The 26591-nt window shown below is 72.4% G+C and carries 22 protein-coding genes; 10 read left to right on the top strand and 12 right to left on the bottom strand.

Annotated elements, in window-relative coordinates:
- Positions 1-233 precede the first annotated feature (233 nt).
- From AB0M43_RS07015 to AB0M43_RS06995, 5 genes are all read left to right on the top strand, one after another.
- Positions 234-764, top strand: coding sequence for a sigma-70 family RNA polymerase sigma factor (locus tag AB0M43_RS07015; protein WP_363721882.1), 531 nt, complete (start codon positions 234-236; stop codon positions 762-764).
- Positions 765-1832 (top strand): CU044_5270 family protein, encoded by a 1068-nt coding sequence (locus AB0M43_RS07010; RefSeq protein WP_363721881.1) that lies wholly within the window; start codon positions 765-767, stop codon positions 1830-1832.
- A gap of 98 nt (positions 1833-1930) precedes the next feature.
- Positions 1931-2830 (top strand): helix-turn-helix transcriptional regulator, encoded by a 900-nt coding sequence (locus AB0M43_RS07005; protein ID WP_363721880.1) that lies wholly within the window; start codon positions 1931-1933, stop codon positions 2828-2830.
- Positions 2831-2997: 167 nt separating this feature from the next.
- Positions 2998-5511 carry a S8 family serine peptidase gene (locus AB0M43_RS07000; protein WP_363721879.1) on the top strand — a complete coding sequence of 838 codons (2514 nt, stop codon included), beginning with the start codon at positions 2998-3000 and terminating at the stop codon, positions 5509-5511.
- Between the two features lie 203 nt (positions 5512-5714).
- A complete protein-coding gene (locus tag AB0M43_RS06995; protein ID WP_363721878.1) occupies positions 5715-6155 on the top strand; it encodes a hypothetical protein in 441 nt (146 codons plus the stop codon).
- Positions 6156-6183: 28 nt separating this feature from the next.
- On the opposite strand, the gene AB0M43_RS06990 is transcribed toward AB0M43_RS06995, so the two are convergent.
- Positions 6184-9033: a BTAD domain-containing putative transcriptional regulator gene (locus tag AB0M43_RS06990; RefSeq protein ID WP_363721877.1), complete on the bottom strand. Its 2850-nt coding sequence runs from the start codon at positions 9031-9033 to the stop codon at positions 6184-6186.
- Between the two features lie 120 nt (positions 9034-9153).
- On the opposite strand from AB0M43_RS06990, the gene AB0M43_RS06985 reads away from it, so the two are divergent.
- Positions 9154-9564 carry a peptidase inhibitor family I36 protein gene (locus AB0M43_RS06985; protein ID WP_363721876.1) on the top strand — a complete coding sequence of 137 codons (411 nt, stop codon included), beginning with the start codon at positions 9154-9156 and terminating at the stop codon, positions 9562-9564.
- A 51-nt stretch (positions 9565-9615) separates the two neighbouring features.
- Here AB0M43_RS06985 and AB0M43_RS06980 read toward each other — a convergent pair whose 3' ends face one another.
- Entirely contained in the window at positions 9616-9981 is a 366-nt protein-coding gene (locus tag AB0M43_RS06980) for a response regulator transcription factor (RefSeq protein ID WP_363721875.1), read from the bottom strand.
- A 55-nt stretch (positions 9982-10036) separates the two neighbouring features.
- Here AB0M43_RS06980 and AB0M43_RS06975 point away from each other — a divergent pair, with 55 nt between their 5' ends.
- Positions 10037-10222, top strand: a complete 186-nt coding sequence (locus AB0M43_RS06975; RefSeq protein WP_363721874.1) for a hypothetical protein — start codon at positions 10037-10039, stop codon at positions 10220-10222.
- A gap of 60 nt (positions 10223-10282) precedes the next feature.
- Here the strand turns inward: AB0M43_RS06975 and AB0M43_RS06970 are convergent, their stop codons facing one another.
- The 7 genes from AB0M43_RS06970 to AB0M43_RS06940 all read right to left on the bottom strand — a co-directional run bounded on the left by AB0M43_RS06970 (position 10283) and on the right by AB0M43_RS06940 (position 16404).
- Entirely contained in the window at positions 10283-10714 is a 432-nt protein-coding gene (locus tag AB0M43_RS06970) for a DUF6234 family protein (RefSeq protein ID WP_363721872.1), read from the bottom strand.
- 94 nt (positions 10715-10808) lie between these two features.
- Positions 10809-11591 carry a methyltransferase domain-containing protein gene (locus AB0M43_RS06965; protein WP_363721870.1) on the bottom strand — a complete coding sequence of 261 codons (783 nt, stop codon included), beginning with the start codon at positions 11589-11591 and terminating at the stop codon, positions 10809-10811.
- Positions 11588-12334, bottom strand: a complete 747-nt coding sequence (locus tag AB0M43_RS06960) for an ATP-binding cassette domain-containing protein (protein WP_363721868.1) — start codon at positions 12332-12334, stop codon at positions 11588-11590. Before AB0M43_RS06960 ends, AB0M43_RS06965 begins: the two co-directional genes overlap by 4 nt.
- A 102-nt stretch (positions 12335-12436) precedes the next feature.
- Positions 12437-13168, bottom strand: coding sequence for an ATP-binding cassette domain-containing protein (locus tag AB0M43_RS06955; RefSeq protein WP_363721866.1), 732 nt, complete (start codon positions 13166-13168; stop codon positions 12437-12439).
- A 76-nt stretch (positions 13169-13244) separates the two neighbouring features.
- The gene (locus AB0M43_RS06950) at positions 13245-14210 is read right to left on the bottom strand and encodes a branched-chain amino acid ABC transporter permease (RefSeq protein WP_363721864.1); all 966 of its coding nucleotides are present in this window, start codon (positions 14208-14210) and stop codon (positions 13245-13247) included.
- A 128-nt stretch (positions 14211-14338) separates the two neighbouring features.
- Positions 14339-15205 (bottom strand): branched-chain amino acid ABC transporter permease, encoded by an 867-nt coding sequence (locus tag AB0M43_RS06945; protein ID WP_363721862.1) that lies wholly within the window; start codon positions 15203-15205, stop codon positions 14339-14341.
- On the bottom strand, positions 15202-16404 hold the full coding sequence (locus AB0M43_RS06940) for an ABC transporter substrate-binding protein (protein WP_363721860.1): 1203 nt from the start codon (positions 16402-16404) through the stop codon (positions 15202-15204). Before AB0M43_RS06940 ends, AB0M43_RS06945 begins: the two co-directional genes overlap by 4 nt.
- Before the next feature lie 177 nt (positions 16405-16581).
- On the opposite strand from AB0M43_RS06940, the gene AB0M43_RS06935 reads away from it, so the two are divergent.
- A complete protein-coding gene (locus tag AB0M43_RS06935) occupies positions 16582-19368 on the top strand; it encodes a nitrate- and nitrite sensing domain-containing protein (RefSeq protein WP_363721858.1) in 2787 nt (928 codons plus the stop codon).
- Positions 19365-19766: a roadblock/LC7 domain-containing protein gene (locus tag AB0M43_RS06930; RefSeq protein WP_363721856.1), complete on the top strand. Its 402-nt coding sequence runs from the start codon at positions 19365-19367 to the stop codon at positions 19764-19766. Before AB0M43_RS06935 ends, AB0M43_RS06930 begins: the two co-directional genes overlap by 4 nt.
- A gap of 57 nt (positions 19767-19823) precedes the next feature.
- Here AB0M43_RS06930 and AB0M43_RS06925 read toward each other — a convergent pair whose 3' ends face one another.
- Positions 19824-21065: a serine hydrolase domain-containing protein gene (locus AB0M43_RS06925; protein WP_363721854.1), complete on the bottom strand. Its 1242-nt coding sequence runs from the start codon at positions 21063-21065 to the stop codon at positions 19824-19826.
- Positions 21066-21399: 334 nt separating this feature from the next.
- Here AB0M43_RS06925 and AB0M43_RS06920 point away from each other — a divergent pair, with 334 nt between their 5' ends.
- The gene (locus AB0M43_RS06920; RefSeq protein WP_363721853.1) at positions 21400-21858 is read left to right on the top strand and encodes a hypothetical protein; all 459 of its coding nucleotides are present in this window, start codon (positions 21400-21402) and stop codon (positions 21856-21858) included.
- Between the two features lie 128 nt (positions 21859-21986).
- Here the strand turns inward: AB0M43_RS06920 and AB0M43_RS06915 are convergent, their stop codons facing one another.
- A complete protein-coding gene (locus AB0M43_RS06915) occupies positions 21987-22373 on the bottom strand; it encodes a hypothetical protein (protein ID WP_363721851.1) in 387 nt (128 codons plus the stop codon).
- Between the two features lie 150 nt (positions 22374-22523).
- The gene (locus AB0M43_RS06910) at positions 22524-26303 is read right to left on the bottom strand and encodes a WD40 repeat domain-containing protein (protein WP_363721849.1); all 3780 of its coding nucleotides are present in this window, start codon (positions 26301-26303) and stop codon (positions 22524-22526) included.
- Positions 26304-26591 lie beyond the last annotated feature (288 nt).

Below are 26591 nucleotides of genomic sequence, written 5' to 3'. Positions count from 1 at the left end.
GCGCGCGGCCCCGGACGGCGAGCTCCGGGGTCGCGCCCCGGTGGTCGGCGTCGACGACGGCCCCGCCAGCCGGATTTCCGTTCCCACAGGATGATCATGATGTGTCGGGTGTCGCGAACGCTCCGCGGTCGAGCGGCGAAGTAAGGCGAACCCCCGATCACGGAAGGAGAGTCCATGGATGTGGTGAGCACCCGGTCGCCGTCGAACTGTCCGACGCCGACGTCATTCGCCGCATGCGCGAGGACCCCGAAGGCTTCGCGGTCGTCTTCGACCGGCACTACCCCGCCATCCACGGGTACGCCAGCCGCCGGCTCGGCCCGGACCTGGCCGACGACGTGGCCGCCGAGACGTTCCTGCGCGCCTTCGACCAGTGGGAACGCTACGACGTCAGCCAGCACAGCGCCCGGCCCTGGCTGTACGGGATCGCGTCGAACCTGATCTCCGGGCACCAGCGGGCGGAGGCCCGCCGCTACCGGGCGCTGGCCCGGTCCGCCGGCGCCGAGGTCGAGGCGCCCGCCGACCTGGACGGCCGGCTCGACGCGCAGGCGGTCCGGGCCCGGCTCGCCGAGGCGCTGGCCGGCATCGCCCCCTCCGACCTGGAGGTGCTGCTGCTGATCGCCTGGGCGGAACTGAGCGGCGAGGAGACCGCCCGCGCGCTGGGCATCCCCGCCGGCACCGTCCGCTCCCGGCTGCACCGGGCCCGTACCCGACTCCGCGACGCCCTCGGTGGCGCCGACCCCACCGCGATGGAAGAGGACTTCTAGATGGACGAGATCACCACCCTCCGGGAGAACTGGGACACCGCGCCCCCGTCGGCCGACGCCCGCGACCGCGCCAGGGCCGCCCTGCTGACCCGGATCGCCCGGCCGGCGGAGGCCCCGCTCGTGTCCGCCCGGCCGGCGGGCGTCCCTGTCGTGCCCGCCCGGCCCCGGAAGCGGACCGCGTGGGCCTGGCGCACCGGGATCGCCACCGCCGCGACCTCCGCCGTGCTCGGCGCGTTGTTCCTGGTCGGCGGCACCGACGCCCCGACTCCCGCACCGGCGCCGGGCGCGCGGGACCGGCCGACGGCCACCGGCGCCCCGACGAGGCCGGCGATCGAACTGGCCGCCGCGTACGCCTCCGGCCAGCCCTTCACCGCACCCCGCCCCGACCAGTGGATGTACGTCGAGCTGAAGTCGCAGAGCCCGGGCGGCATGGCCCGCTCCAAGGGGCAGCAGACCTCCTCCACCGTCCGGTTCTGGCGGAAGGCCGACGGCACCCAGGAGGCCTGGCCCGACGACAACGGCCAGGTCCGGATCAGCCCGACGACCGGCAGCACGCCACAGATCCCGGTCGACTACCCCACGCTGGCCGCGCTGCCCACCGACCCGGCCGCGCTGATCACCCGGCTGCGCGAGCTGATCGAGAAGCCGGCCCTGCACCCCAGCGTCAAGACGCCCTCGCCGCTGGACAAGCTCCCCGAGGCGGAGCTGAACGCCGCGACGTTCCACGCGATCGCGGGAATTCTCAGCAACACCCTGCTGCCCCCGGACGTCACAGCCGCCCTGTTGCAGGCCATGGGCATGATCCCGGGGCTGGTCCAGGCGCCCGCCCCGGAGACGATCGACGGCCGGCCGATGCTGTCGGTGGGCGCCGTCACGGAGGGCTGGCTGCGGCAGGACGTCCTGCTCGATCCGCAGACGCACGCCGTGCTCGGGTTCCGCGACGTCGCGGTCGCCGACCACACCCGGGACGTGGCGGGGAAGAAGACGCTGATCCCCAACGGCGAGGTCCAGTCGCTGACGTTCCGCACGGCGGCCAGATTCGTGGACGCGGCGGGCGCCACGTCCTGACCGGTCCACGAGGCACGCCCCGCCGGAGGTCCGGCGGGGCGTGCCGAACTGGGGGCGCCGGCCTTTACAGCCAGGTCGGGGAGGGTCAGGCTCAAGGGATGGTGGAGCCTGATGTGGCGCAGGCGTTGCGGATCGGACCCTTCCCCGTCGCGCTGGCCGTGGCGCTCGACGCCAGGGGACTGTCCCTGGAGACCCTGGCCGCCCGGCTGGCCGAACGCGGCATGTCGCTGTCCCGCGCGACCCTGTCCTACTGGCGGTCGGGGCGTTCCCAGCCCGAGCGGGTCGGCTCGCTGGAGGCGCTGACCGCCGTGGAGGAGATCCTGGAGGTACCGGCCGGCTCCCTGCACGCGCTGCTGCGCCCGAGAGGAGCCCCGGCCCGGTCCGTGCACTGGCCGGCCGGTTCGGTGCCGCGCCGCCGGTTGTGGCCGGCCCGGCCCTCGGCGTTGGCGGAGGTCAACGCGCCCCCGGACGGCCAGCTGGAGTTCCTGGCGGTCAACGACCTGTTCGTCGTGGAGGGCGTCTCCGGCGTGCGGTTGCTGCGGGTCCGGTTGGTGGTGCGGGCACTCGTGGACGGGGTGGGCCGCACGGTCGTGTTCTACCAGGCCGACCAGCACGGCGAACCCCCGCGCTGGGGCGGACTCGCGCACTGCCGCCCCGGTCGGGTCCGCACCGAGGGCCAGGTCACGGTCGCCGAACTGATCTTCGACCGGCCGCTCGCCGCCGGGGAGTGCGCCGTGCTCGACTACGAACTGATCTTCGCGGCGGACACCGACGTCTCCGACTGCTACCACCGCAGCTTCACCCGGCCGTGCCGGTTGTGGACCTGCCAGGTCGGTTTCGTCGGCGACCTGCCGTCGCGGGTGTACCGGTTCCGCCAGCGCCACCAGGGCGACACGTACCGCGACATCCACGACGTGTGGCTGGGCGCGGACCGCACCGCGCTGGTCGTGGCCGAGGATGTCCGGCCCGGCCTGCTCGGGGTCGGCTGGCAGGTGTAGCGCCGACTGTTACCGCAGGGGCGCGTAACAGTTCGTACCCCCCTGTGAGCTGTGGCTCTTCCGACCCCGTACCCATGTCAAGTTACGTTCTTACAAGCCATTCGCATTGATGATCCTCGTTCGTAGGGTCGGGGTGTTCCGCCCTACCCCTCACGATGGGACCACCGATGTCAACCACCCGAGCATTCCTGGCGGCCGGAGCGGCGACACTGCTCCTGGCCCTGTCACCCGGCCTGGCGCACGCCGACGAGGCCGAGACCGACGTGCGGCACGCCGCCCGCAACCCCGTTCCGGGCGCCTACCTGGTGACCCTGAAGCCGAACGCGCTGACCGCGACGGCCACCCAGTCCACCGCCGAGGCGGCCGTCGCCCGCTACGGTGGCCGCCTGCACTCGGTGTACACCCGCACCATGACCGGCTACGCGGTCGAGGGCCTGTCGGAGCGGGCCGCCCGCCGGATCGCCGCCCGCCCCGAGGTCGCCTCCGTCGCACAGTCCGGCACGGCCGGCGTCGGCGGGGCGGTCACCCAGCCCAACCCGCCCAACTGGGGCCTGGACCGCATCGACCAGGCCAGCCTCCCGCTGTCGAAGTCCTACACCTACGACGACGCGGCGGCCGGTCAGGGCGTCACGGTCTACGTCGTGGACACCGGGATCCGGTTCAGCCACACCGAGTTCGAGGGCCGGGCCTCTGCGGGTACCGACCTCGTGGTCCCCTCGACCAACGGCTCGGACTGTCACGGCCACGGCACCCACGTGTCCGGCATCGCCGCCGGCAAGACCTACGGCGTGGCCAAGAAGGCCAAGCTGGTCTCCGTGCGCGTCCTCGGCTGCGACGGCATGGGCAAGGACATCGACGTGTCCAAGGCCGCCGAATGGGTCACCGCCAACGCGGTCAAGCCCGCCGTGGTGAACCTGTCGGTGTACACCGACGACAAGGACATCGCCGCCAGCGCCATCCGGTCCTCGGTCCAGTCGGGCGTGCAGTGGTCGCTGATCACCGGCAACAACGGCGCCAACGCCTGCAACCACGGCCCCGGCGGCCAGGTCACCGAGGCGCTCCAGGTCGGCAACTCCACCTCCAGCGACGGCAAGGCCGGCGACTCCAACTACGGCACCTGCATGGACCTGCACGCGCCCGGCAGCAACATCCTGTCGGCGCACCACGGCTCCGACACCGCGACGACGACCATGTCCGGCACGTCGATGGCCGCCCCGCACGTCGCGGGCGCCGTCGCCACCTACCTGACCGGCCACCCGTCGGCCACCCCCGCCCAGGTGCACTCCTGGGTGATGGACAACGCGTCCACCGGCAAGCTGAACAACCTGCCGGCCGGTACCCCGAACAAGCTGCTGTACGTGCCGACGGGCGGCACCGAGCCGCCGACCGGCGACTACACGCTGGCGGCCAGCCCCACCTCGGCCACCGTCCAGGCCGGCGGTTCGGCCAGCACGAGGATCACCGCCACCGCCACCACCGCCGCCCCGCCCCAGGGGGTCATCAACGGCACGCAGACCACCGTGGCCAAGTACCCGTTCATCATCTCCCAGCACCGGGCGGGTGGCGCGCGGCCGACCGAGCAGTCCTGCACCGGCAGCGTCGTGGCCAAGCGGATCGTGCTGATCGCCGCGCACTGCAAGTTCGCCCAGGGCGACAAGTACCTGGTCTACGGCCGCGACGACCTGGCGAACACGAACACGGGCACCCGGATCGAGATCGCCGAGTACCGCACGCACCCCAACTACAACGCGAGCGACGGCTGGCGGACCGGCTGGGACGTCGCGGTCATCATCGCGGCCTCGGACATCCCCACCCCCGCCGGCATGGCCTACCCGGCGGTCGCCAAGTCCGGTGACACCCTGCCGGTCGGCACCCGGGGCACCGCCGTCGGCTACGGCAAGACCGACGCGAACGACACCAACCGCAACACCAAGCTGAACGAGACCGTGCTGCCCGTCGCCGACGACCAGAACTGCAAGACCATCAACAACCAGTTCGACGCCCGGTACATGTTCTGCGACGGGTACGGCGACAACAGCACCGGCCTGTGCCAGGGCGACAGCGGCGGCCCGTACCTGTCCAACGGCAAGATCTACGGCGTCTTCTCCTGGCTGCGCACCGACTGCGCGTCCTACAACGCCCACGGCCGCCTGCACGGCGTGATGGGGGACTGGGCCAACGAGCAGCTCGGCGGCACCACCCCGCCGACCGGCGACATCACCCTGTCCGCCAGCGGCCTGCCGAGCGGGGCCACCGCCACGTTCGACCCGACGACCATCTCCGTGGGCGGCAACGCCACCCTGACGGTCGCCACCAGCGCGAACACCCCGGCCGGCACCTACCCGATCACCGTCACCGGGACCAAGGGCCAGACCAGCGCGCAGACCACGTTCACCCTCACCGTGGGGTCGACCACCCCCACCAACCTGACCCTGGCCAACCCCGGCCTGCAGATCTCCAACGTGGGCAAGCCCGTCACCCTGGCCCTGCGGGCCTCCGGCGGCAGCGCCCCCTACCGCTTCACCGCCACCAACCTGCCCACCGGCCTCAGCGTCAACCAGGCCACGGGCGTCGTCAGCGGCACCCCGACGACCTTCCAGAACCGGAACGTCACCGTCACGGTGACCGACGCGAGCGGACGCACCGCGCAGGTGACATTCACCTGGTTCGTCTTCCCCTAGACCGCCGGTCAAGCAATTTTCGTGTACCGCGGTAATGGAAGTCGGGCACCACTTGGGACGTACATCGGAATAGTCACTACAGCCCCGGCGGTAGCGCGTGTCTCAAACTTGTGCGGTATTGCCTTCCCAGCCGCGATCAACAAGATTTGAGGCACGCGGCCGGCAGAAATGGCCGGCCGCCCACAACAGGGGGACGACAACACATGGCAATCCTGAAGAGACGGAAAGTCTCCGTGTTCCTCGCGACGCTGGCGGGTGTCGGGCTCGCCCTCGGCGCCTCCGGCATCGCACACGCCGACGTGATCAACAGCTACTGGAACACCAACCCCGAGGGCGTGGCCGGCGCGAGCGCCGAGGGTGACCTGTGGAAGACCACCAGCGGCAGCAACTGGGACGTCCACGTCCGGGGCAAGGTCTGGGACACGGCGGGGGACAGCAAGAGCGCCCGCGTCCGGGTCAAGGTCCGCAACTCGGGTGGCCAGATCAGCTACCACCGGGCGACCAACAGCGGCGGCCACAACTCGACTCCGAAGTCCTTCGAGTTCAGTTTCCGCAACGCCCAGAAGGTCTGGATCGCGGAGTGCACATTCAATGTCCGGGGCGAGGACTGCGGCAAGGAATGGCAGATCTACTCCCGTTTCTAAAGGGTACCGAATGGTGATACCGGGGCGGCTATCCACGGCCGCCCCGGTATTTCGTTCCGGCGACCCCCGCGCCGGCCCTGCCCAGGAGTTCCGCGCACCCCGCCTCCTCCGCCGTGTGCGCCGGATCGAGATTCCGCCAGTGCGCGCCCGCCCGGGTCAGCGCCACCACCGCCTCCGCCGGCCGGCCGGCGGCCAGGTGCGCCTCGCCGAGCACCGTCAACGCCTGCGCCAGGCCGAACGCGTCACCCAGCCTGCCGTGGGTGGCGACGCACTCCACCACCATCGCGCACGCCTGATCGGGGTCGCCGCCCCGGATCAGCGCCTCGGCGATCGTGGTCCGCACGTACGTGGCGCGCAGCTCGTCGCCCGCCGAACGGAACAGCGCCTCGGCCTCCCTGCACGCCGCGACCCCGGCCGGGGCGCGACCGGTGGCGGCGTAGACCTCGCCGAGGAACTGCTGGTGCTGCGCCGTGAACCGCAGGCACCCGAGGGACCGGGCCATCGCCAGGCCCTCGACGAACCGGACCTCGGCTGCCCCGTACGCCCCGGCGTCCAGGTGCAGCATCCCTTCCAGGAGCAGCGCCCGCAGCAGGGCCAACGGGTCCGGGTGCTCCCGGAGGTGTCCGAGCACCACCGCGACCAGCCGGCACGCCTCGGCGTGGTCGTCGGTGAACCGGGCCAGCTCGGCGAGGGCGCAGTCCGTCAACGCCAGGCCGTGCCGGTCGTCCAGGGTCGCGAACTCGGCCCGGGCCCGGCGCAGCAGCCGTTCGAACAGGTCCAGGTCGTCGTCGCGGGCTGCCAGCCGGGCCAGCCCGAGCCGCAGGTACGCCACCCCGGTCCGGTCGCCCGCCAGCTCCGCCGCCTCCAGGGCGAGCAGGTGGGTCCGGCGCCACTCGTCGAGGTCGCCGTGCAGGTCGAAGTAGCCCGCGGCGGTCGCGGCCAGCGACCAGGCCAGCCCGGCCGCGCCCACCCTGGCGGCCTGCTGGACCGCCGCCACGATCCCGTCGCGCTCCGCCTCGAACCAGGCCAGCGGATCGGAGACCACCTCGCCCGCCAGCTCCGCCGGGTGCCGGTCCGGCACCTGCCACGCTCCCGCCTGGAGCTGGGCCTCCGCCCGCCTCGCCAGGGCCAGCCAGCCCGTGACGGCCCGGGTGACCGCCGCGGCGAGCGCGTCCGGGGGCTCCTCCTCGGCGGCGCGTTCCTTCGCGTACAACCGGACCAGGTCGTGGAACCGGAACCGGTCCGGGCCGCAGCTCTCGAGGAGGTGGCAACCGGCGAGCACGTCGAGCAGGTCCTCGGCCTCGCGCGGGCCGACGTCGAGCATCGCGCGCACCACCCAGCTGGTGACGGTCCGCGCCTCCAGCGCGCCGAGCAGCCGGAACGTCCGGCGCTCCGGATCGCCCAGGGTCCGGTAGCTCAGCTCCAGGCTGGCCCGGACCGCGAGGTCGCCGTGCGTCAGCTCGTCGAGGCGGCGGCGTTCGTCGGTGAGCCGGGAGGTCAGCCAGCCCAGGGTGCGCCCGGGCCGGCCGGCCAGTTTGGCACCCGCGACCCGCAGCGCCAACGGCAGATGCCCGCACAACTGGGCCAGCACCCGGGCGTCGGCCGGCCGGTCCGCCCGGTGCCGACCGACGATCCGGCAGAGCAGCTGGACCGACTCGGCCGGTTCGAGCACGTCCAGGCCGACGATCCGGGCGCCGGGCAGGCCGGTCAACCGGATCCGGCTGGTGACGAGGACCGCGCACGTCGGGCTGCCCGGCAACAGCGGCGGCAGCTGGCTCTCCTCCGTCGCGTCGTCGAGCACCACCAGCAGCCGGCGTCCGGCGCACCGTTCCCGGAACATCGCCGCCCGGTCGGCCAGCTCGACCGGCAGCGCCGAGCCGTGCACGTCGAGGGCGCGGAGCAGCCGGGCCAGGGCCTCGGCGGCGGACAGGTCGCGCAGGTTCAGGTACAGCCGGCCGTCCGGGAACGCCTCACCCAGGTGCTGCGCCACGTGCACGGCCAGGGTGGACTTGCCGACGCCCGCGTGCCCCACCAGGACCACGACGGGCAGCGTGTCGCGGGCCCCGGTCAGGGCCGCCCGGAGCTCGGCGATCTGGCGCGCGCGGCCCGTGAAGTCCGCGGTGTCGGCCGGCAGCTGCACCACGGGGGTCGGGCGGGCGGCGGGGTCCGGCCCGGCCGGGCGCAGCGCGCGCAGGTGCGCGGCGTTCAACGCCGCCCCCGGACCGACGCCCAGCTCCTCCGCCAGGCTCCGCCGGATCCGTTCGAAGGCGAGCAGGGCCGCGCTCTGCTGGCCGCTGGCCGTCAGCGCGTCGAGGACCAGCGCGTGCACCCCCTCGTCGAGCGGGTGCGCGGCGGCCAGCGGCACGGCCAGGGTCAACGTCCGTTCCGGGTCCCCGTCGGCGAGCGCGGCGGCCGCGCACCCGGTGACCACCGCGGCGTGTTCCCGGTCCAGCTCCGCCGCCCGCTCGGCCAGGCCGGCCCTGGCCAGCGTCCCGAGGGCCGGCCCGCGCCACAGCTCCAGGGCCTCCTCCAGCAGCGGGCGGGCACCACCGGCTGCGGCCCGCAGCGTCCGGAACCGCTCCAGGTCCGTCGGAAGATCAGCCTCCAGGGTGTACCGGCCGGCCGCCGTCACCACCCGCACCGAGCCCCCGGCGTGCTCGGCGAGCCAGCGCCGCAACCGGTGCACCCCGACCTGCACGACGGTCTCGGGCGCACTGGTCGGGCGGGTGCCCCACGCCAGGGCGTACAACCGGTCCACGGACAGCGGGTGGTCGGCCACCGCGAGCGCCGCCAGGATCGCCCCGGACACCCCCGGCGGCGCGGCCAACCGGCGGCCACCGACGTCCAGGCAGACGTCACCGAGCACGAGCACCGTCATCCAAACACCCCGTGACTTGCGAAGACGGAACCTTACCTCCACATCAGACATTGAAAGGCGCCAGTAAGTCCAGTGCTGTGTATTGAACGGGTCAACGACCCTTCCACCCATGGGGGACACGTGAGAACCACACAGAGGATCCTCGTCGCGCTCAGCATGTTCGCGCTGCTGCTCGGCGGACTCAGCGGCACGGCCACCGCCGCCACCGCCGAGGCGCGGACGCCCGTCAGCGTGACGGCGGCCTGGGACTGTCCCAGCGCCACGTTGTGCGTCTGGGACCAGTACGGCGGAGTCGGCCGGCGGTGCACCTGGAACAGCGCCGACAACGACTGGCGCAACGGCAGCGTCCGCTGCTCGTGGTCCACCAACAACAACGTCGGCTCCGTCTACAACAAGACGGGCTACTTCGCCTGGTTCTACTTCGACGCGAACAACCAGAACTCGGCCGGTTGCATCCCGCCCAACACGATGTGGGACATCATCGGACTGAACCTGCGGTCCCACGAGTTCAGGACCTACACCTGCTACTAGGGGGCTGTGGGGTGGTCGACGTCCGGGCAGCCGGGCGTCGACCGCCGCGCGTCAGGCGTCGTCTGTGGTCCACCCCGCGCGGTGCGCCACCGCCGCCGCCTCGGTCCGGCTCGCCGCGCCCAGCTTCGCCAGGATCCTCGACACGTGCACCCCCGCCGTGTTCTGCGAGATCCCCAGCTCCCGGCCGACCTGCCGGTTGCTGAGCCCCCGGGCGACCAGGACCAGGACCTGCCGTTCGCGGTCCGTGAGGCCGTGCGGGGCCGGCGGCGGATCGAGCAGGTCCGCGATCCGGGCCGCCAGGGGCGCGGTCCCCAGGTCGGCGGCGATCGTCGCGGCCTCGGCGAGCGCGGCGCGGGCCGCCTCCCGGTCACCGGCCCGACCCGCCGCTTGGCTGACCCGGACCGCGGGCTCCGCCATCCGGTTCTACGCCGAGAACGCCCGCGCCGGACACGGCCCCACGGGTCCGACCAGTGTGCCGACCGGGCTGTGCGCGGCGGGCTCCGGGGACTTCGCGTCGATCCGCCGGTTCGCCGAGCGCGACCACGCGGCGATCGTGTCCTGGAACGTGCACAAGGACATCACCGGCCACTACGCGGCGCACACCCACCCGGGGACCGTCACCGAGGACGTGCGGGCCTTCTTCGCCGGGCTGCGCTGAGCCGGCGCCCGGCCCAGGGACCTGGTGTCCCGGGGTCGGGAACGCTCACCGTCGCGGCGCTCAGCCGCCCGGGCAACTGGGGCCGCCCTCGCCGCTGGTCTCCTGGCACACGTACGACGGGGACGGTTCCGGCGCGGGCGGGTTCAGCTTCCGGTACGCCGGCCCGGCGATGGTCAGGCCGGCGATCAGGGTCAGCACGGCGAGGACACCGTAGATCCCGGCGGCCCAGTACCGCCGCCCCAGAGCCGCCGTCGCGGCGATGACCGTGGGTCCGGCGAACAGGAGGATCCCGCCCGACATCATGATCAGATTTCCCTGGCGCTCGAGGCTGTCGGCCTCCGCCGCGGTGGTCTCGCTGTAGAAGTTGGACCATTGTTCCATGCCGGCGCTGAAGGCGAACCCGGCGAGCACCACCAGGCCGCCCAGCCACAGCAGGGTCAGCACGAAGACGGCACCAGCGGACCAGGGCGCTGCGGGTTCACGTTCAGACATGCGCTGAACACTAGATCGGATGGGGGATCACCGCCTGAGTAGAAGTACTCAGCTGTGACACCACCCGCTGTCATGCCGACGCCGGGGCGCGGGTTCAGGCGGCGGGTTTGCGGCCCCACGCCGACACCGTCAGGTACGAGGACACGGCGAAGCGCGGATCCGCGAGTACCCGCCGGAACGCGACCAGGTCCTCGGCCGTCACCCGCCCCGCCCCGACCAGCCGCGCCTCCAGCTGCCACGAGTTGATCTCGTGCAGCCGGGCCCCCGGGGAGCCCGACCGCCACGGTTCGGCGTGCGCCGCCGCGTCGACGTCCACGAGGCCGTGCCGGCCGAGCGCGCCGAAGAGCTTGGCGCCCCAGGCCAGGTCGGCGCCGGCCGAGGCCAGGAGCGCCAGCATCGCGCCGTTGACGCGGGTGAACAGGGCCGCCGCCTCCTCGTCGGGGGCGGACAGCACGGGCAGCCACGTGCAGTCGAACTCCTCGAACACCAGCCAGCCGCCGGGCCGCAACGCCCGGACGAGTTTGGCGAGTACCTGCTCGCGGGCCGGCAGGTGCAGCAGTACCAGTCGGGAGTGGATCAGGTCGAACGACTCCGCCGGCAGCGGGTCGGTCGTGATGTCGTGCGCCAGGACCTCGAACGGGCCGTCGAGGAGGTGCGGCTTGATGTCGGTCGCGACCACGGAACCGGTGGGCCCGACCCGCTCGGCCAGGTCCCGGGCGACGGAACCGGCCCCGGCGCCGACCTCCAGGCACCGCCAGCCCGGACCGACACCGAGCCGGTCGAGGTTGGCGGACGTGATCGGGTCCAGGCAGGTCTGGAGGCTGGCGAGCTGGTCGACGGCCAGGTCCTCGGCGTTGTCGAATGCGTACGTGGTCATTCTGGGGCCTTTCCGGTGGATGGGGTGAGTGTGCCGTCGGCCAGGACCGTGACCCGGTCGGCGACGGCGGTGGCGAGCTCGACGCGCTGTTCCACCAGCAGGACGGCGGTGCCGGCGCGGGCCAGCTCCGGCAGCAGCGCGACCACCCGGGCCGTCACGGCGGTGGCGAGGCCCTCGAACGGCTCGTCGAGGAGCAGCAGGGTGGGCCGGAGCAGGAGGGCGCGGGCCAGGGCGAGCATCTGCTGCTCGCCGCCGGAGAGCCGGTCGGCGCGCTGGGGGAGGCGGTCGCCGAGGCGGGGGAAGAGGGCGAGGACGTCGGCGCGGTCCAGCCCGGCCGGCGGCCCGTCACGGCCCGGAACACCGGCCCGGGCTGATGCCGTCCCCAACGGCCCACGGCCCGACCACCGTCGGCGGGCCGGCGTGCCCTGGCGGGCGGCGAGGGCCAGGTGTTCGGCCACGGTGAGGGATGAGAAGACGCGTCGGCCCTGCGGCACCAGGGCCATCCCGGACCGGGCCAGGTGGTGGGTGGCGCGGCCGGTGACGTCGGCCCCGTGCGTGTGCACCGTGCCGGCCGTGGGGCGGACCAGGCCGAACAGGGCGTGCAGCAGGGTGGTCTTCCCCGCGCCGTTGCGGCCGAGCAGTGCCAGGACCGTCCCGGCCGGCAGGTCGAGGTCGAGCCCGTTCAGGACGGTGGAACCGGCGTATCCGGCGGTCAGCCCCCGGACCCGCAGCGCGGCCGTCACGGCCGCACCCCCGCATCGAGGCCCCGCAGCGCGGCCGTCACGGCCGCACCTCCGCATCCAGGCCCAGCGGCGCGGCCGTCACGGCCGTGCCCCGCGTCGTGGTCACGGCCGCACCCCGGCGAACGCGTCCCGCACGACCGCCGACGTCCGGATCTCCGCCGGGCTGGCGGTGACCAGGTGCCGGCCGTTGTCCAGGACGGTGACCGTGTCCGCGAGGCCGTAGACGAGGTCCAGGTCGTGTTCGACGATCAGCACGGTGGTCGAGGCGGGCAGGTCGGCGAGGAGCCGGGCGAGACGTTCGACCTCCGAGGGCGCGAGTCCGGCCGCCGGTTCGTCGAGCAGCAGCAGGCGCGGGTCGGTGGCGAGCGCGGCGGCGAGTTCGACGCACCGGCGTTCGGCGTAGGACAGCGCCCCGGCGGTCACCGTCGCCCGGTCGGCCAGGCCCACCGCCGCGAGGGCGTCGGCCGCGCGGGCCCGCAGCGCGCGGCGCAGGGCCGGTCGGAGTGCGGCGCGCAGCGGGCCCGCCTGCCGGTAGAGGCCGAGGAGCACGTTGTCCAGGGCCGTGAGGGTGGCGCAGGTGGCCGCCTGCTGGTGCGTGCGGCCGACGCCGAGCCGGGCCCGGCGGTGCGGGGCCAGTCCGGCGAGTTCCCGGCCCGCCAACCGGCAACCGCCCCGCGCGGGTGTGGTGCCGGCGATCGCGGCGAGCAGGGTGGACTTGCCGGCGCCGTTCGGGCCGATCAGGCCGTGCCGGCTGCCGGGCGCCACCCGCAGGGACACGTCGTCCACGGCGACGACCGGCCCGAAGGCGACCGTGACACCACTGAGGATCAACACCCGGACCCCTTTTCCGGGTACTGCGCGCCCGGCCGCCGGTCCGGGGCCGACTGGGCCAGGGTGGTGCGGGAGGGGTTCATGTGCGGGGCCGGCGGAGGTTCGCGAGGCGGCGGGGCAGGGCCGCGAGGCCGCCCGGCAGGGCGTACACCGCGAGGAGGCAGGTCGCGCCGAGCAGGAGGCCGTTGTGCGCGCCGAGCAGGCCCTGGTCGCGGAGTACCACCAGGACGGCGGCTCCGGCGCACGCGCCCCACAGGGAACCGGTCCCGCCGATGACGACGGCGAGGAGGGCGAGGGCGGAGACGTCGAAGCCCAGGTCGGCGGGGGAGAAGTACCGTTGCGCGGAGACCGTGAGCGCGCCGGCCGCGCCCGCCAGGCCACCGGCGACGCACTGTGCCAGCAGCCGGTACCGGAACACCGGGTAGCCGTGTGCCCGCATCCGTGCCGCGTGGTCCCGGATCCCCCGCAGGACGAGGCCGACCGGCGACCGGACGAGCGCGGCGACGGCGGCGGCCAGGACCGCGAACACGGCGAGGACGTAGTAGTAGACCTGGCCGTCGAGGGGGAGCGGGGGCAGGCCCCAGAACGGGACCACGTCGCCGATCCCGGCCAGGCCGTCGGTGCCGCCGGTCACGGGCGTCCACCGCACGGCGGCCTCGTGCAGCAGCTCCCCGACGGCGAGCGTGACCATGATGGCGACGATCCCGTGCGATCGGGCCACGACGGTACCCGTCAGAAGGGCCGCGGCCGTGGCCGCCACCACCGCCGCGAGGAGCTGGACGACGCCCACCGGCGTGACGGCCCGGGCCACGGTCGCCGCCGCGTAGCCGCCGACCCCGAGGTAGGCCGCCTGGCCGAGGGTGGGCAGGCCGGTGACGCCGGTCAGGAGGTTCGCGCTCATCGCGAGCAGGCCGAGGATCAGCGCGTGCGAGAGCATCAGGACCGGGTAGGGGCCCAGGATCCAGGGCACGGCCAGCATCCCGGCGACCCCGAGGGCGGCGACCGTCCGACGCGGCACCGCGCCCCGGAATGCCCCGCTGCCCATGATCGCCCGACCTCGCGGTCGCCCGTCCCGGGCTGTGCCGCCGCGCACGGCGTCACCCGTGCCCGCGCGGTCTCCCGCCTCGCCGGCCGGCACCGCGCCCGGCCGGGTCGGGCGCCAGGGCGGGCGTCTCATGTGGCCCGGACCGTGGGAACCAGGCCGCCCGGCCGCGATGCCAGGACCGCGAGCATCACCCCGAACAGCAGGAACGGCGCGTAGGACGGCGCGAGCCGCACCCCGAGGGTCTGCACCTCCCCGACCAGCAGCGCCCCGCAGAACGCGCCGGGCAGCGAACCCACGCCCCCCACGACGACCACGACGAGGGACAGCACCAGCACCGACCGGTCCACGCCCGGCCCGGCCCCGAGGATCGGCGCGCCCAGCACGCCGCCGAGGACGGCGAGGGCCGCGCCGGCCGCGAACACCCCGCCGACGACGAGGCGGGTGTCGACGCCCAGCGCGCGGACCATGTCCCGGTCGGCGACCGTGGCCCGGACCAGGGCGCCGAGGGAGGTGCGGGTGAAGGCGAGGTGCCCGGCGAGCGCGAGGGCGAGCGCGACGGCGATGAACACCAGGCGGTACACCGGATAGGCGTGTCCGAACACGGGCACCGACCCGGCCAGGGCCGCCGGCGGGGAGGCCGGCTTCGCGTCGCCGCCGAACGCCGTGGCGAACAGGTCCGCGGCGACGTAGGCGAGGCCGAGGGTCGCGAGGGCCTGGTCGAGGTGGCCGCGGTGCGCCAGGGTCCTGGTCAGCGCGGACAGGGCGAGCCCGCCGAGCGCGCCGGCCGCCACCCCGCCGCACACGGCCAGGGCCAGTCCCCGCCAGCCGCCGTCGGCGAGCAGGTAGGACACGTAGGCCCCGGCGAGGTAGAGGACGCCGTGCGCCAGGTTGAGCACGTCCAGGACGCCGAAGACCAGGGACAGGCCGGCGGCCACCGTGTACAGCAGCAGCCCGAAGGCCACGCCGTCCACGGCGGTCACCAGGTAGCCGCTCATCCGCCGACGGTCGCCAGTTCCTGGACCAGGACGTTGGACAGGGTGGCCCCGTCCTTGCGGACCTGCCGCAGGTACCACTTCTGCACCGGGGTGTGCCCTGCCGCGTCGAACTGCCACGGGCCGCGCGGGCTGTTGATCTGGCCGACCTTGGCGATGGCCGCGTTGAGGGTCTGCGAGGTGAGATCCTTGCCGGCCGCCGCGATCGCCTTGTCCAGCACGGCCGCCGCGTCGTAGGTCGCCATCGCGAAGGTGGTGGGCTGGCCGCCGAACTTCTTCTGGTACTCCGACGTGAAGGTGCGGTTCGCCGGGTTGTCCAGGTCGGGGGAGTAGTTCAGGGAGTTGTAGATGTTGGCGGCCGCGTCGCCCTGCGCGGTGAGCACCCCGCCCTCGGTGAGGAAACCGGCCGCGTACAGCGGCACCTTCCCGGCCAGCCCGAACTGCTGGTACTGCTTGACGAAGTCCACCGCCGCGCCGCCCGCGTAGAACGTGTACACGGCCTTGGCCCCCGACTCGGCGATCGCCGAGAGGTAGGGCTGGAAGTTCTTCGTGCCCGGGAACGGCGTGTACACGGGCTTGCCGTCCGGGTTCGCCAGCTTCCCGCCCGCCTTCGTGTACGCCTCCACGAAGCCGCCGATCTCGTCCCAGCCGCCCTGGTAGTCGGGGCCGATCACGTACACCGGCCCGTCGACGGCCTTGTGCACGTACTCGCCCATCACGAGGCCCGGTTCGGTGCTGATGTAGGACGTGTGCCAGACCCAGGCCGGGTCGGCGAGCTTGGTGGGCCGGCCGTTCGCGCCGACGAGGGGGACCTTGTTCGCGTCCAGCAGGGGCTTGACCGCCGCGACCGAACCCGCGCCGACCACCCCCGCGAGGGCCAGCACCTTGTCCTGCTTGATCAGCCGCTCGGCCGCCGGGCGGGCGGTGTCCGCGCCCTCGCCCTCGTCCGCCGTGACGACCTCCACCGGGTGGCCGCCCAGCTTGCCGCCGTTGAGGGCCAGGTACAACCGGAAGCCGTTGGCCATGTCGTCGCCGACGGACTTGTACACCCCCGACTGCGAGACCAGTAGCCCGATCTTGACCGTCGACGCGGGCCCGGCGGCCTCCCCGCCCAGGCTGGAGCCGCTACAACCGGCGGAGACGACGAGCGCGAGCAGGGCCACGAGCGGCCGGGCCGCCGTACTGCGGAGCGAGGTGCGCATGCGACCGTCTCTTTCGGACTCAGGGAGTTTCCGCGAGAGTTGTAACCCGGGAACGGTGAACACGTCAAGATCCGGAATGTCAGCGGAAAATTCCCGTATTCGCAGACTTCCCCCGCAGTCGGTCATCATGGTAGGACTCTCGGGATCTCCATTCGCCACTGACGCAAGGAACAACCGGTGACCCCGGCACCCACCGCACCCCTGTCACGCCGACGCGGCGCCCTCGCCCTGCTCCGCGACGTCCGCATCCGCTCCAAGCTCGCGCTGATCCTCACCGTGCCGTTCCTGCTCATCGTCGCGCTCGCCGCCGGCCAGCTCCTCGCGCTCGGCGACCAGGCGGGCCAGGCCGGCCAGCTGACCACCCTCGCCACGGTCAACCGCCAGGTGGCCGGCGTGATCCAGCAACTGCAGCTGGAACGGTCGGCCGCCGCCGCCGCGCTCACCGGCGCCGGCGACGACCCGTCCTACCTGGAACAGGCCCGGCGGACGGACGCGGAGATCGCGAAGTACACCGCACTCGGCCCGCGACGGCTCCCCGGGCTCACCGAGGGCGCGGCGGCCCTGCTGCGGCGCGTCGACGACCAGGTCCAGGGTCTCGGGCTGCTGCGCCAGCAGGTCGCCCCCGGACGCACCGTGGCGCTGTCGACGGCGGCGTTCCGGTACCGGACACTGATCGCCGACCTCCTCTCCTACCGGGCGTCCCTCGCCCAGGCCGGGGTCCGCCCCGACATCGCCGACCAGATCCGGGCCGCCGTCGCCCTGTCCACGGCCAAGGAGGCCGTCCAGCAGGAACAGGTCGTGGTCCTGCGCGCCCTCGCGTTCGGCCGCCTCGACCCCGCCCAGCAACGCGACTTCGTGGCCACCACCACCGGCTACTCCGAGAGCCTGCTCGCCTTCAGCTCCGCGTCCAGCCCCGGGCAGCGCGCCCTGCTCGACCAGACCGTCCAGGGCGCCGACGTCCTGCAGGCCCAGCGCTTCGAGGGCGCGGTGACCCGGACCCTGCCGAACACGCCGTTGAAGCTCACCGGCACCGCCACCGACTGGCGGCGGGTGATGTCCGCCCGCGCGGAACTGCTGCGCACCGTCGAGGACCGGGTCGACGGCGACGTCATCGGCTCGCTGTCGGCCTACCGCGACGACCAGACCCGCCAGGCCGTCACGTCGGGGTCGATCGTGCTCGTGGTCCTGGTGCTGGCCGTGTTCGTCGCGCTCGGGATCGCCCGGTCGATGCTCGTGCCGCTCCGCCAGCTCCGGGAGGGCGCGCTGACCGTGGCGTACACGTCGCTGCCCGCCGCCGTGGCCCGGCTCCGCGAACTCGACGCGCACGACGCGACCTCGCACCGCCGGACCGCCGTGGTCGAGTCCCCGATCGACATCACCGGCCGCGACGAGATCGCCCAGGTCGGCGAGGCGTTCAACGTCGTGCACCAGGAGGCCGTGCGGATCGCCGCCGAGCAGGCCGCGCTGCGCGCCGGGATCTCCCGGCTGTTCGTCAACCTCGCCCGCCGCAGCCAGCTCCTGGTCGACCGGCTGATCGGGCAACTCGACCTCCTCGAACAGAACGAGAAGGACCCCGACCAGCTCGAAGCCCTCTTCGGCCTCGACCACCTGGCCACCCGGATGCGCCGGAACAACGAGAACCTGCTGGTCCTCGCGGGCACCGAGGGCGGCCGGACGGGGGCCCGGCACACCCCGCTGTCCGACGTGGTCCGGGCCGCGCAGTCGGAGATCGAGCGGTACACCCGGGTCGAGGTCGGCGCCACCGACGCGGGGGTGGACCTCCTGCCGCACGCCGTCAACAACGTCGTGCACCTGCTGGCGGAGCTCCTGGACAACGCGACCAGCTTCTCGGCACCGGACACCACGGTCCTCGTGCAGGGCCGGCGGGTGGACGACGAGGTCGTCGTCACCATCGAGGACAGCGGGCTCGGCCTGGAACCCGACCAGCTCGCCGAACTGAACACCCAGCTGGCGCACCCGCCGGCGATCGACACGTCGGTCCGGCTGCTGGGCATCATCGCCGTCGGCCGGATCTCCACCCGCCTCGGCATCACGGTCGTACTCCGGGCCCGGCCCGGTGGCGGCACGATCGCCGAGGTCCGGCTGCCGCGGGCCCTGTTCGCGACGGGCGCCCGGCACTCGCGGTCCGGCCCCGACCAGGTGTCGCGGCCCCGGCCGCCGAGGGCGCCGGTCGTGCCGCAGTGGGACGTGTTCAGCAGGGGCGTCGCGAGCCTGCGCGCGGCGGGTCGGCCGGTCCCGGACGCCGTCGGTGCTGGGCTGCCCGTGGTCGGGGCCGAACCGGTGGCGCTGCTGGACCTGGCCGGTTCGGAGCCGGTGGCCTCCCTGGCCCGTGAGGTGGAGCCGGTTCCGGAGGCCCGTGTGGGCCATGTGGCGGGGCTGGTTCCGGAAGCCCACCTGGTCCACCGGGTGGGGCCGGTTCCGGAAGCCCGCACGGCCCACCAGGGGGAGCCGGTTCAGACGGCCCGCTCGGTGGACCTGGTTCCGGAGGCCCGCCCAGCCCACCGGCAGGAGCTGGCCGCCGAAGCCGAACCCGCCCCGGCGCCCCTACCGCCGTCCGGCGCCTCCCCGGCGGGCTTCGACGCGGACGCGACCAGGGAGCTCCCGATCTTCCGCCAGGTGGAAACCGCCTGGTTCTCCCGCGGCTCCACCCCGACCGTCCCGACCCAGCGCGACACCGCCTGGGCGGCGGCCGACCCCGGGTGGGCGGCGGCGCGCGCGGCGGCCGAACCCCGGCCGGCCGAGGACACGACCGCCGGGCTGCCCCGGCGCGAACCCATGGCCCACCTGGTCCCCGGCCGGGCGGACGCCGAGGCACCCGACGTGCCGATCACCCGGACCGCCGACGCCATGCGGGCGTCCCTGGCAGCCTTCCAGCTCGGCGCCATCCGCGGGCGCGTGTCCACCGAAGTCCCAGCACCACCCGCCGAGGAGCACCGACCATGACAGCCGCCAGCGACACCACGAACCTCGGTTGGCTCCTCGCCGACCTCGCCGACCGCGTCCCGGGCGTCGCGCACGCCACGGCCGTGTCCGCCGACGGTCTGCTGATCGCCGCGTCCGAACAGTTGCCGGACGGCCGGGCGGGTCAGCTGTCGGCGATCATCGCCGGCCTGGTCAGCCTCACCTACGGGGCGACCCGGGTGATCGAGTGGGGCGACGTCGTGCAGAGCGTGGTCGAGATGGACAAGGGTTTCCTGTTCCTGATGGCCATCGGGGACGGTTCGACCCTGGGCGTGCTCGCCGCGCACGGCTGCGACGTGGGCCAGGTGGCGTTCGAGATGGCCCGGTTGACGGCCCGGGTGGGCGGCCGGCTCGACCCGTCCCCCCGGCCGAGGCCGTAGGCGCCCGCCGCGCGCCGCGCCGGGGCGGACCACCCCGAGGCGGCCGCCGGCGGACGGTCAGCACCGCGCGGCGGGCGCCGGTGCCGGCGGCGGGCTGTCGTCCGGTGCCATCAGGGCCCCGATCTCCCGGAACAGCTGGTCACTGGCATTCGCGTAGTGGCCCTCGCAGTCGAACGCGCCGGGCTGGAAGGTGACGGCCACCGAGATCGCGACCTTGCCGGCGGGCAGGTAGGCCATGGTCGCCGCGTACCCGCCGAGCAGCGGGTTCTGCAGCAGCCAGTCGCCGGAGCGCACCACACCCAGGCCGTAGTTGTACCGGACCATCTGGGTGAAGCACGAGGGCACGCAGCTGTCCAGCTTCTGGCCGAAGCCGAGCAGGCGCTCGTCCGTCATCGCGTGGTAGCTCGCCTTCGACAGCACCGCGCCGGTGCCCACCGCGATGGCCGTGCGGTCCAGGTCCCCGATGGTGGAGGTCTGGCTGGCCCCGGTCGGGGTGCCCCAGTCGGCGTTCCAGGACGTGGTCTCCTCGTAGAAGGGCGTCGGGGCCGCGATGCCCAGTACCTGGCGGCGTTCGGAACTGAACGCGTGCAGGACCGGTTCCGGGATCGCCGCGGTGTCGGCGGCGGTGGTGTGGGTCAGCCCCATCGGCTTCAGCACCTTCTCGCGCAGGAGCACGTCCAGCGGCTCGCCGCCGATCTTCGCGAGGGCCTCGCCGAGGATCATGAAGTTGGTGTGCGCGTAGCTCCAGTTGGTGCCGGGCGCCGACACCTGGGGCCGGCCGAACGCGATCCGCAGCCGCTGGTCGTAGCTCCAGGACCGGAACGGGTCGGCGTAGAAGGCCCGCTGGAACACGGGATCGGTCTCGTAGTCCGGGTACCCCGACGTGTGGTTGGCCAGCATCCGCAGCGTGACCTTGTCGGCCTCCGGCAACGTCGGCAGCCAGCGCCCGACCGGATCGTCGAGGCCGACCTTCTTCTCGTCGACGAACTTCAGCAGCAGGGTACTGATGTACGCGAACGCGACCGCACCGTTGCGGAACCGCATCGCCGTGCTGGCCGGCACCCCGGTGAGCGACTCGCCGAGCGCCTCGGTGGCCACGTCCTTCCCGTCGACGGTCACCCGGAGGAGGACGGCCCGGAGGTTGCTCTTCGCCAGGTGGTCGCGGGCGAGGGCGACGACGGCGTCACCCTGGGCGCCGCGGGCCGTACCGGTCGGCGGGGTCTTTTCCCGGGTGCAGGCGGGGAGCGTGGTCGCCAGCGCGACCGCGAGCACGGCGGCCCACCCTCGTCTCCGACTCATCGCGACGCGCCTCCGCCAGGTCCGGGCACCGGAACTCCAGGGCCGAATTACCCCATTCGTACCACGAAACCGACACTCCCGAGGTCGATCGGCGAAGCCGCCCTGGTGCTGGCCGGCACCTCCTGGCCGTTCGAGGTGGTTGGCGCCATGGTGCCCAAGTGCCATGTGTACGGGCTCGTACGGGCAATACGGGACCTGTTGTGGCGGGTGGGAGTCCAGACCCACTGTGGTGGTCGATCCGGCATGTCCGCTGGAATCCCCGACAGGAAGGAGTGGTTCGATGTCACATCGGATGAGACTGCGACCGGCCGATTCGTCGCCCGTCGCTACGCACGTGGTCAGACTGAAGCATTGGTGGGTCGCGCTCGTGGTCGCCGCCGTGGTGCTTCTGAGCCCCATGCCCGCGCACGCCAGCGCTGCGGACTACGGCACCAACCCGTACCTCGCACCGAACTACTGCAGCCAGAATTCCTCCTGGATCGCACGGCGGTCCGTCGAGACTGAGCTGGGTCAGATTGTCGCCTGGGCCAATGTCTACTTTTCATCCCGCTGCCAGACGAACTGGGTGACGGTCGACGGCAATCCGACCGGTGGCGACTCCTACAAGGTGATCTGGACTGACGGCAACCGAAGTCTCGAGGCGACCGATCGAACGACACTGTGGACCTACACCATGCAGGTCTATGCGCCGGGTAGCACCTGTGTCAACTTCCACGTCCGTCTCCGCTACCCCGACGGCCGCCACTTCGCTGAGACCTACACCGCGGGGGCAAACCATCAGAGGGTGTGCTGAGGAGCCACTGAGCTGACGGCGCACTCAACGCGCCGACGGTCGGAGCCACGAGTGCCGTGGATCGGAGGTGCCGCACCGGGTGGGGCCGGATCCTGTATCCGCCCCACCCGGCTGAGTCCGGCTACGGACTACTGGCAGAGATCGATGTTGGGATGCCGGCCGTCGACACCGGTGTAGACGTAGTAGTCCGATGCGTAGCCCTCACCGGCACTGTGTACGACGTAGTCCCACCAGACGTTGCCATAGATGTTCTGGCCCTGCCGCTGGCAGACGACGTGCAGGGAGGTGCCCTGCGGGAGCCGCTTCTGGAGGTTGCAGTACTGGCTCGGGGGCTGCGGCTCGGGGTGGTAGCAGTCGCGCACGGCGACGTCCGCGACGGTGGTGTATGCCGAGTGCCAACTTGCGTGAGCCGGCGTGGCGACGGTCAACGGCATGGCGAGGCACGTGGCGATCACGGCCGCCGTCGACATCCGACGGGCCGCACTGCCACGTCCTTGGCTGAGGAGGTGCGTCATGAGGTGTCCTCCAGTTCGTCGAGGGTGTTCGTGCCGGGTTGGCTCCCGGCACACCCTGACGCTGGCCGAACCCGTGGGCGATCGGAAGACCTGGCGAATTGCCCGTACATCCCCGTACATCCGACGGATGTGGTCTGGCACGGAGCCGGTTCAGATTCGACACGGCCGCTGGTAGGAGCGGTCGGGTATGTACTTCGACCACTCTTCGACCGTGATGTGGTCACCCGTCCTCGCGCAGATCTGCTGAGCTGCCAGGTGAGGATCAGTGGTGAACAGCCATGTCGTTCCCGCAGCGCCCCCGCCCGCGAGTGCTGTGCCGCCCGGGTGGTAGCCGATCGTGTACAACGCTCCTTGGGGGATGGCTACCGCAGCGAGTGGAACGGGATGTCCACGGTTCTGAAGGCTCCAGAGCCAGACGTGGCCGTCGGTGGTCGCGGAGGCGAGGGTCTCACCGTCGGGACTGAAGGTCAGCATGTACACGTAGTTGGTCGGGCCGTGCAGCGGTGAGCCGAGTGGCCGGGGTAGCCCTGCGACGCCGACATTCCAGAGGTAGATGTTGCTGTCGGCGCTGCTGGCGGCGATGGTTCGGCCGTCGGGACTGTACGCCACGCTGTAGACATAGTGGCTTCCCGCTGACAGCGGCCCTCCGACGGAGGTGGGCGAATGCGGATTGGCCACGTTCCACAGCCGAATGGTCTTGTCAGCGCTGCTCGCGATGACCGTGCGGCCATCCGGGCTGAAGGTGACCCAGGTGACGATGCCTGTGAAGCCGGTCATCGTCGCGACCAGCAGGGGGCGGGTCTTGCTGGTCGTGTCCCACAGGCGCACGGTGGCGTCGTCGGCGCCGGTGGCGAGGAGGTTTCCGTCGGGACTGAAGGCGACCGTCTGAACGATCTTGTCGTGTGCCGCCGTCGGTGGTCCGTGCGCCACTGGTCGTGCGGGATCCGTCGTGTCCCACAGCCTGATCGTTCCGGACGCCCCATGACTTACCGCAAGTGTCCTGCTGTCGGGGGAGAACGCCAACGAACCGGAGAACCTGTCGGGGTTCGCCAGCGGTGGCCCGAACGGGGTGGGCGCTCGAGGGTCGGCAATGTTCCACAACTGGACGTCCGAGCTGCCGACAGCCAACACTCTGCCGTCCGGGCTGAACACAGCGGCGCTGACAGGGCCGGTGGCGGCGAGGACCGGCCCACGCACCGGCCACAGGCGGGCGGTGCCGTCATTGGCGGCTGTCGCCACGGTGCGACCGTCCGGACGGAATCTCACGGAGGTGACGGGCGCGGGATGAGGAAGGGTGGCGGTCAGCCGTCCGGTGGTGACATCCCAGATCCGGACGCCCAGTGCGGTATCCGACCCACCGGCGGCCAGGTGGGTACTGTCGGGGCTGAAGGCCACCGTGTTGATCCAGCTTCGGGCTCCGACCAGGGGGTCGCGAACGGGAGTTGGGGATGCCGGATCGGTGATGTCCCAGAGGTACACGCTGAAGTCGCGGCTACCGGCGGCGAGCATGCGGCCATCGGGGCTGACGGCCACCTGATCGACCTCTTTGGTCGGTCCCTGGGCGATGCCGATCATGCGGGGCTGGGTGGGATCGGCGAGGGTCCACAGACGAACGGTCCCGCTCTCGCTCCCCGTCACCAGTCGCTGGTTGTCCGGCGTGAAGACGACGGATTTCGTCGCCCCACCAGCGACCGGAAGGGGCGACCCCACGCGCGTCGGGTGGGTCGGGTCAATGATGTTCCACATCCGCACGGTGCCGTCGGCGTCCGCCACGGCCAGCGTGTGGCCGTCGGGACTGAAGGCGACCGAGTACACCGTACTGGCGGATCCAGTCGTCAACGCGCCGAGGGGGTCCGGCCGAGTCGGATCCTCCGCCGTGCTCCACAGATGGACGGCCTGGTCGGCGCCTGCTGAGGCCATCAACCGGCCGTCGGGGCTGTAGGAGAGGGCGAAGACAGTTCCCGTTCCGACTCCCGGCAGGGTTGTTCCGTGCCCGTGGAGCGGATCGGTGAGATCCCAGATCCTGATCCCGGTGTCCGCTGCGGCCGCGAGAACCCGCCCGGACGGATGGAATGCGACTGCTTGCATGATCTGGGCACCTCCGCCCAGTAGCCGTGTCGGCAGGGCTACGCCGGTCGCGCCGACGAGACTGGCTCGGGCCTCGCTCGTGGCGGCGATCTGGTACGCGGCGACCGACAATTGTGCCGACAGGGACGGGTCATGCGCCCGCAACTGGTCCGCACGGGCGGCCACAAGTCGGGACAGAGCCGCATCCCGGACCGCGACTGCGGCGGCGCGGGCCGCTTCGGCACCGGACTGGGCACGCACAGCCAGGATCCCACCTGTCGCTGTCGCCATCAGCAGCACCGTGAGCGCGGCCACGGTCTGTTGTAGCCGGCGGGTCCGTCGGCGCGCGCGGTGATGGCTCGCCCGCAGGAACTCCGCCACATCTGTGGGCACTTCCGACGCGTGGCTGTCCGCCCAGTCCTGAGCGGCGTTGAGGCGGGCGGTGCCGTAGAGATGTTCGGGATCACGGTCGGCGATCCTCCATTCCCTGGCGGTCGCGGCCAGTTGGCGGGCGACCATCAGGCTGGAGCGGTCGGCCTGTATCCAGGCACCCAACTGTGGCCACGCGCTGAGGACAGCCTCGTGGCTCAGTTCGACCGCGTCGGCGTCGACGGTGATGAGGCGCTGGGAGACGAACTGTTCGAGTACGGCCTCGAGCGCAGTCCCGTTCTCCGGGCCCATGTGGGCGAACAGGTCGACCCGCGATACCCGGCGCCGCGTGTCGGGAGTGTCTGGCGCGAGGTGCACGAGCGCGAGGAACAGCCGCCGCGCCACATCGCGGTGGCGCGCGTCGAGCTGTGCGTAGATCGCATCCGCCGTGGAGGCCACAGCACCCGTGATTCCTCCCGCCCGTTGATAGTCCTCTATCCGGAGTCGTTGACCTTTGCCGGTCTTCCAGGTTGTGTACAGCACGTGCGAGAGCAACGGTAGGCAGCCGTTTTCCCAGCGGTCGATCGACGTGTCCATGTCACGGGACGTCGCGTCCCGGACCAGGATTTCGACGAGCCCCTCCTCGATCGTGATCCTGGCCTTGCGCGCCGGCTTCACGATGGCCTGCCGTAGCTCCGCCCGGCTCATCGGTCCGACCGGAACCTGGTGGTCGCGAGCCGCGGTCCGCAACATCGGCAGTTCCAGAGCGGCGGCGTAGAAGTCCGCGCGCAGGGCGACCACCACCACGGCGCCGCTGGCCGCAGCTTCCAGGGCGGAGAGGAAGCTCCGTCGTTCCGCCACCTCGGCTTCGGTGAAGACCTCCTCGAACTGGTCGATGACGAGCAACAGGAGTCCTGCCCCGTTGGCCAGTCGCGTGGTTGGATGGGTGGACTCGGCAGGGACCTGGCCCTCGCGCAGATCTCCCGTGTTCTCGGCGACGAGTGCGGCCAGCTGCTGCTCCAGGTCGGACATCGGTCGGCTTCCCGGGGTCATCAGAATCACGTTTCTCGCCAGAGTTCCCGGCGGGTCCCCGAGGCGCATCGCCGCGACAAGTCCGGCCCGTAGCAGCGAGGACTTTCCCGCTCCAGATGCGCCGACCAGGATGAGTACTCCGCCGCCAGCCGCGTCAAGGGCATGTACCCGGGTGACGAGTTCGGAGGTCAATGCCTCCCGGCCGAAGAACCAGTCGGCGTCCTCGGGGTTGAAGGACGCGAGTCCGCGAAACGGCGACGGTGCGCCGGGGCGCCGCCCCGGCGCACGGCGAACGCGTTCCCACGCGGAGAGCCAACGCTCGATTCCGACGTCGTCCGCGACCCCACACACCATGAGGAGCTGGACCAGGGTGCCGCGAAATGCGGGCAGGGGAACTGTTTGTCCCGCGAACCAACTGGCGAGCGTCGTGTGCGGTGTGCCCGTGCCGATCTTCGCGGCCACCTGTCGGACGGTGAGACCGGCGTACTCCCGTAGGACTGTGAGCTCGCGGGCGAAGTCCTCCCGGTTGGCGATCGTATCGGGCCGGGAAGGCGTGTTCTCGGTGTTCCCTGGCGTAGGCACGCGGCAACCCCTCATTGACGACACTGATGGTCCGCTTTGACCGTAGTCAATGTTGGTTGCGCAGTGTGTCGGGTTGTTTACGAGTCACCTTTCCGGGTGGGCGACGATCCGCTGGTCGTCGACGACCGGGCAACTGGTCGACTGGAGTCGACGTCGTGCGCACCTGGC

This window comes from Longispora sp. NPDC051575 (assembly GCF_040681875.1).
GTDB lineage: Bacteria > Actinomycetota > Actinomycetes > Mycobacteriales > Micromonosporaceae > Longispora.
Note: the sequence above shows the minus strand (reverse complement) of the source record. Positions and strands in the feature narration are given on the sequence as shown.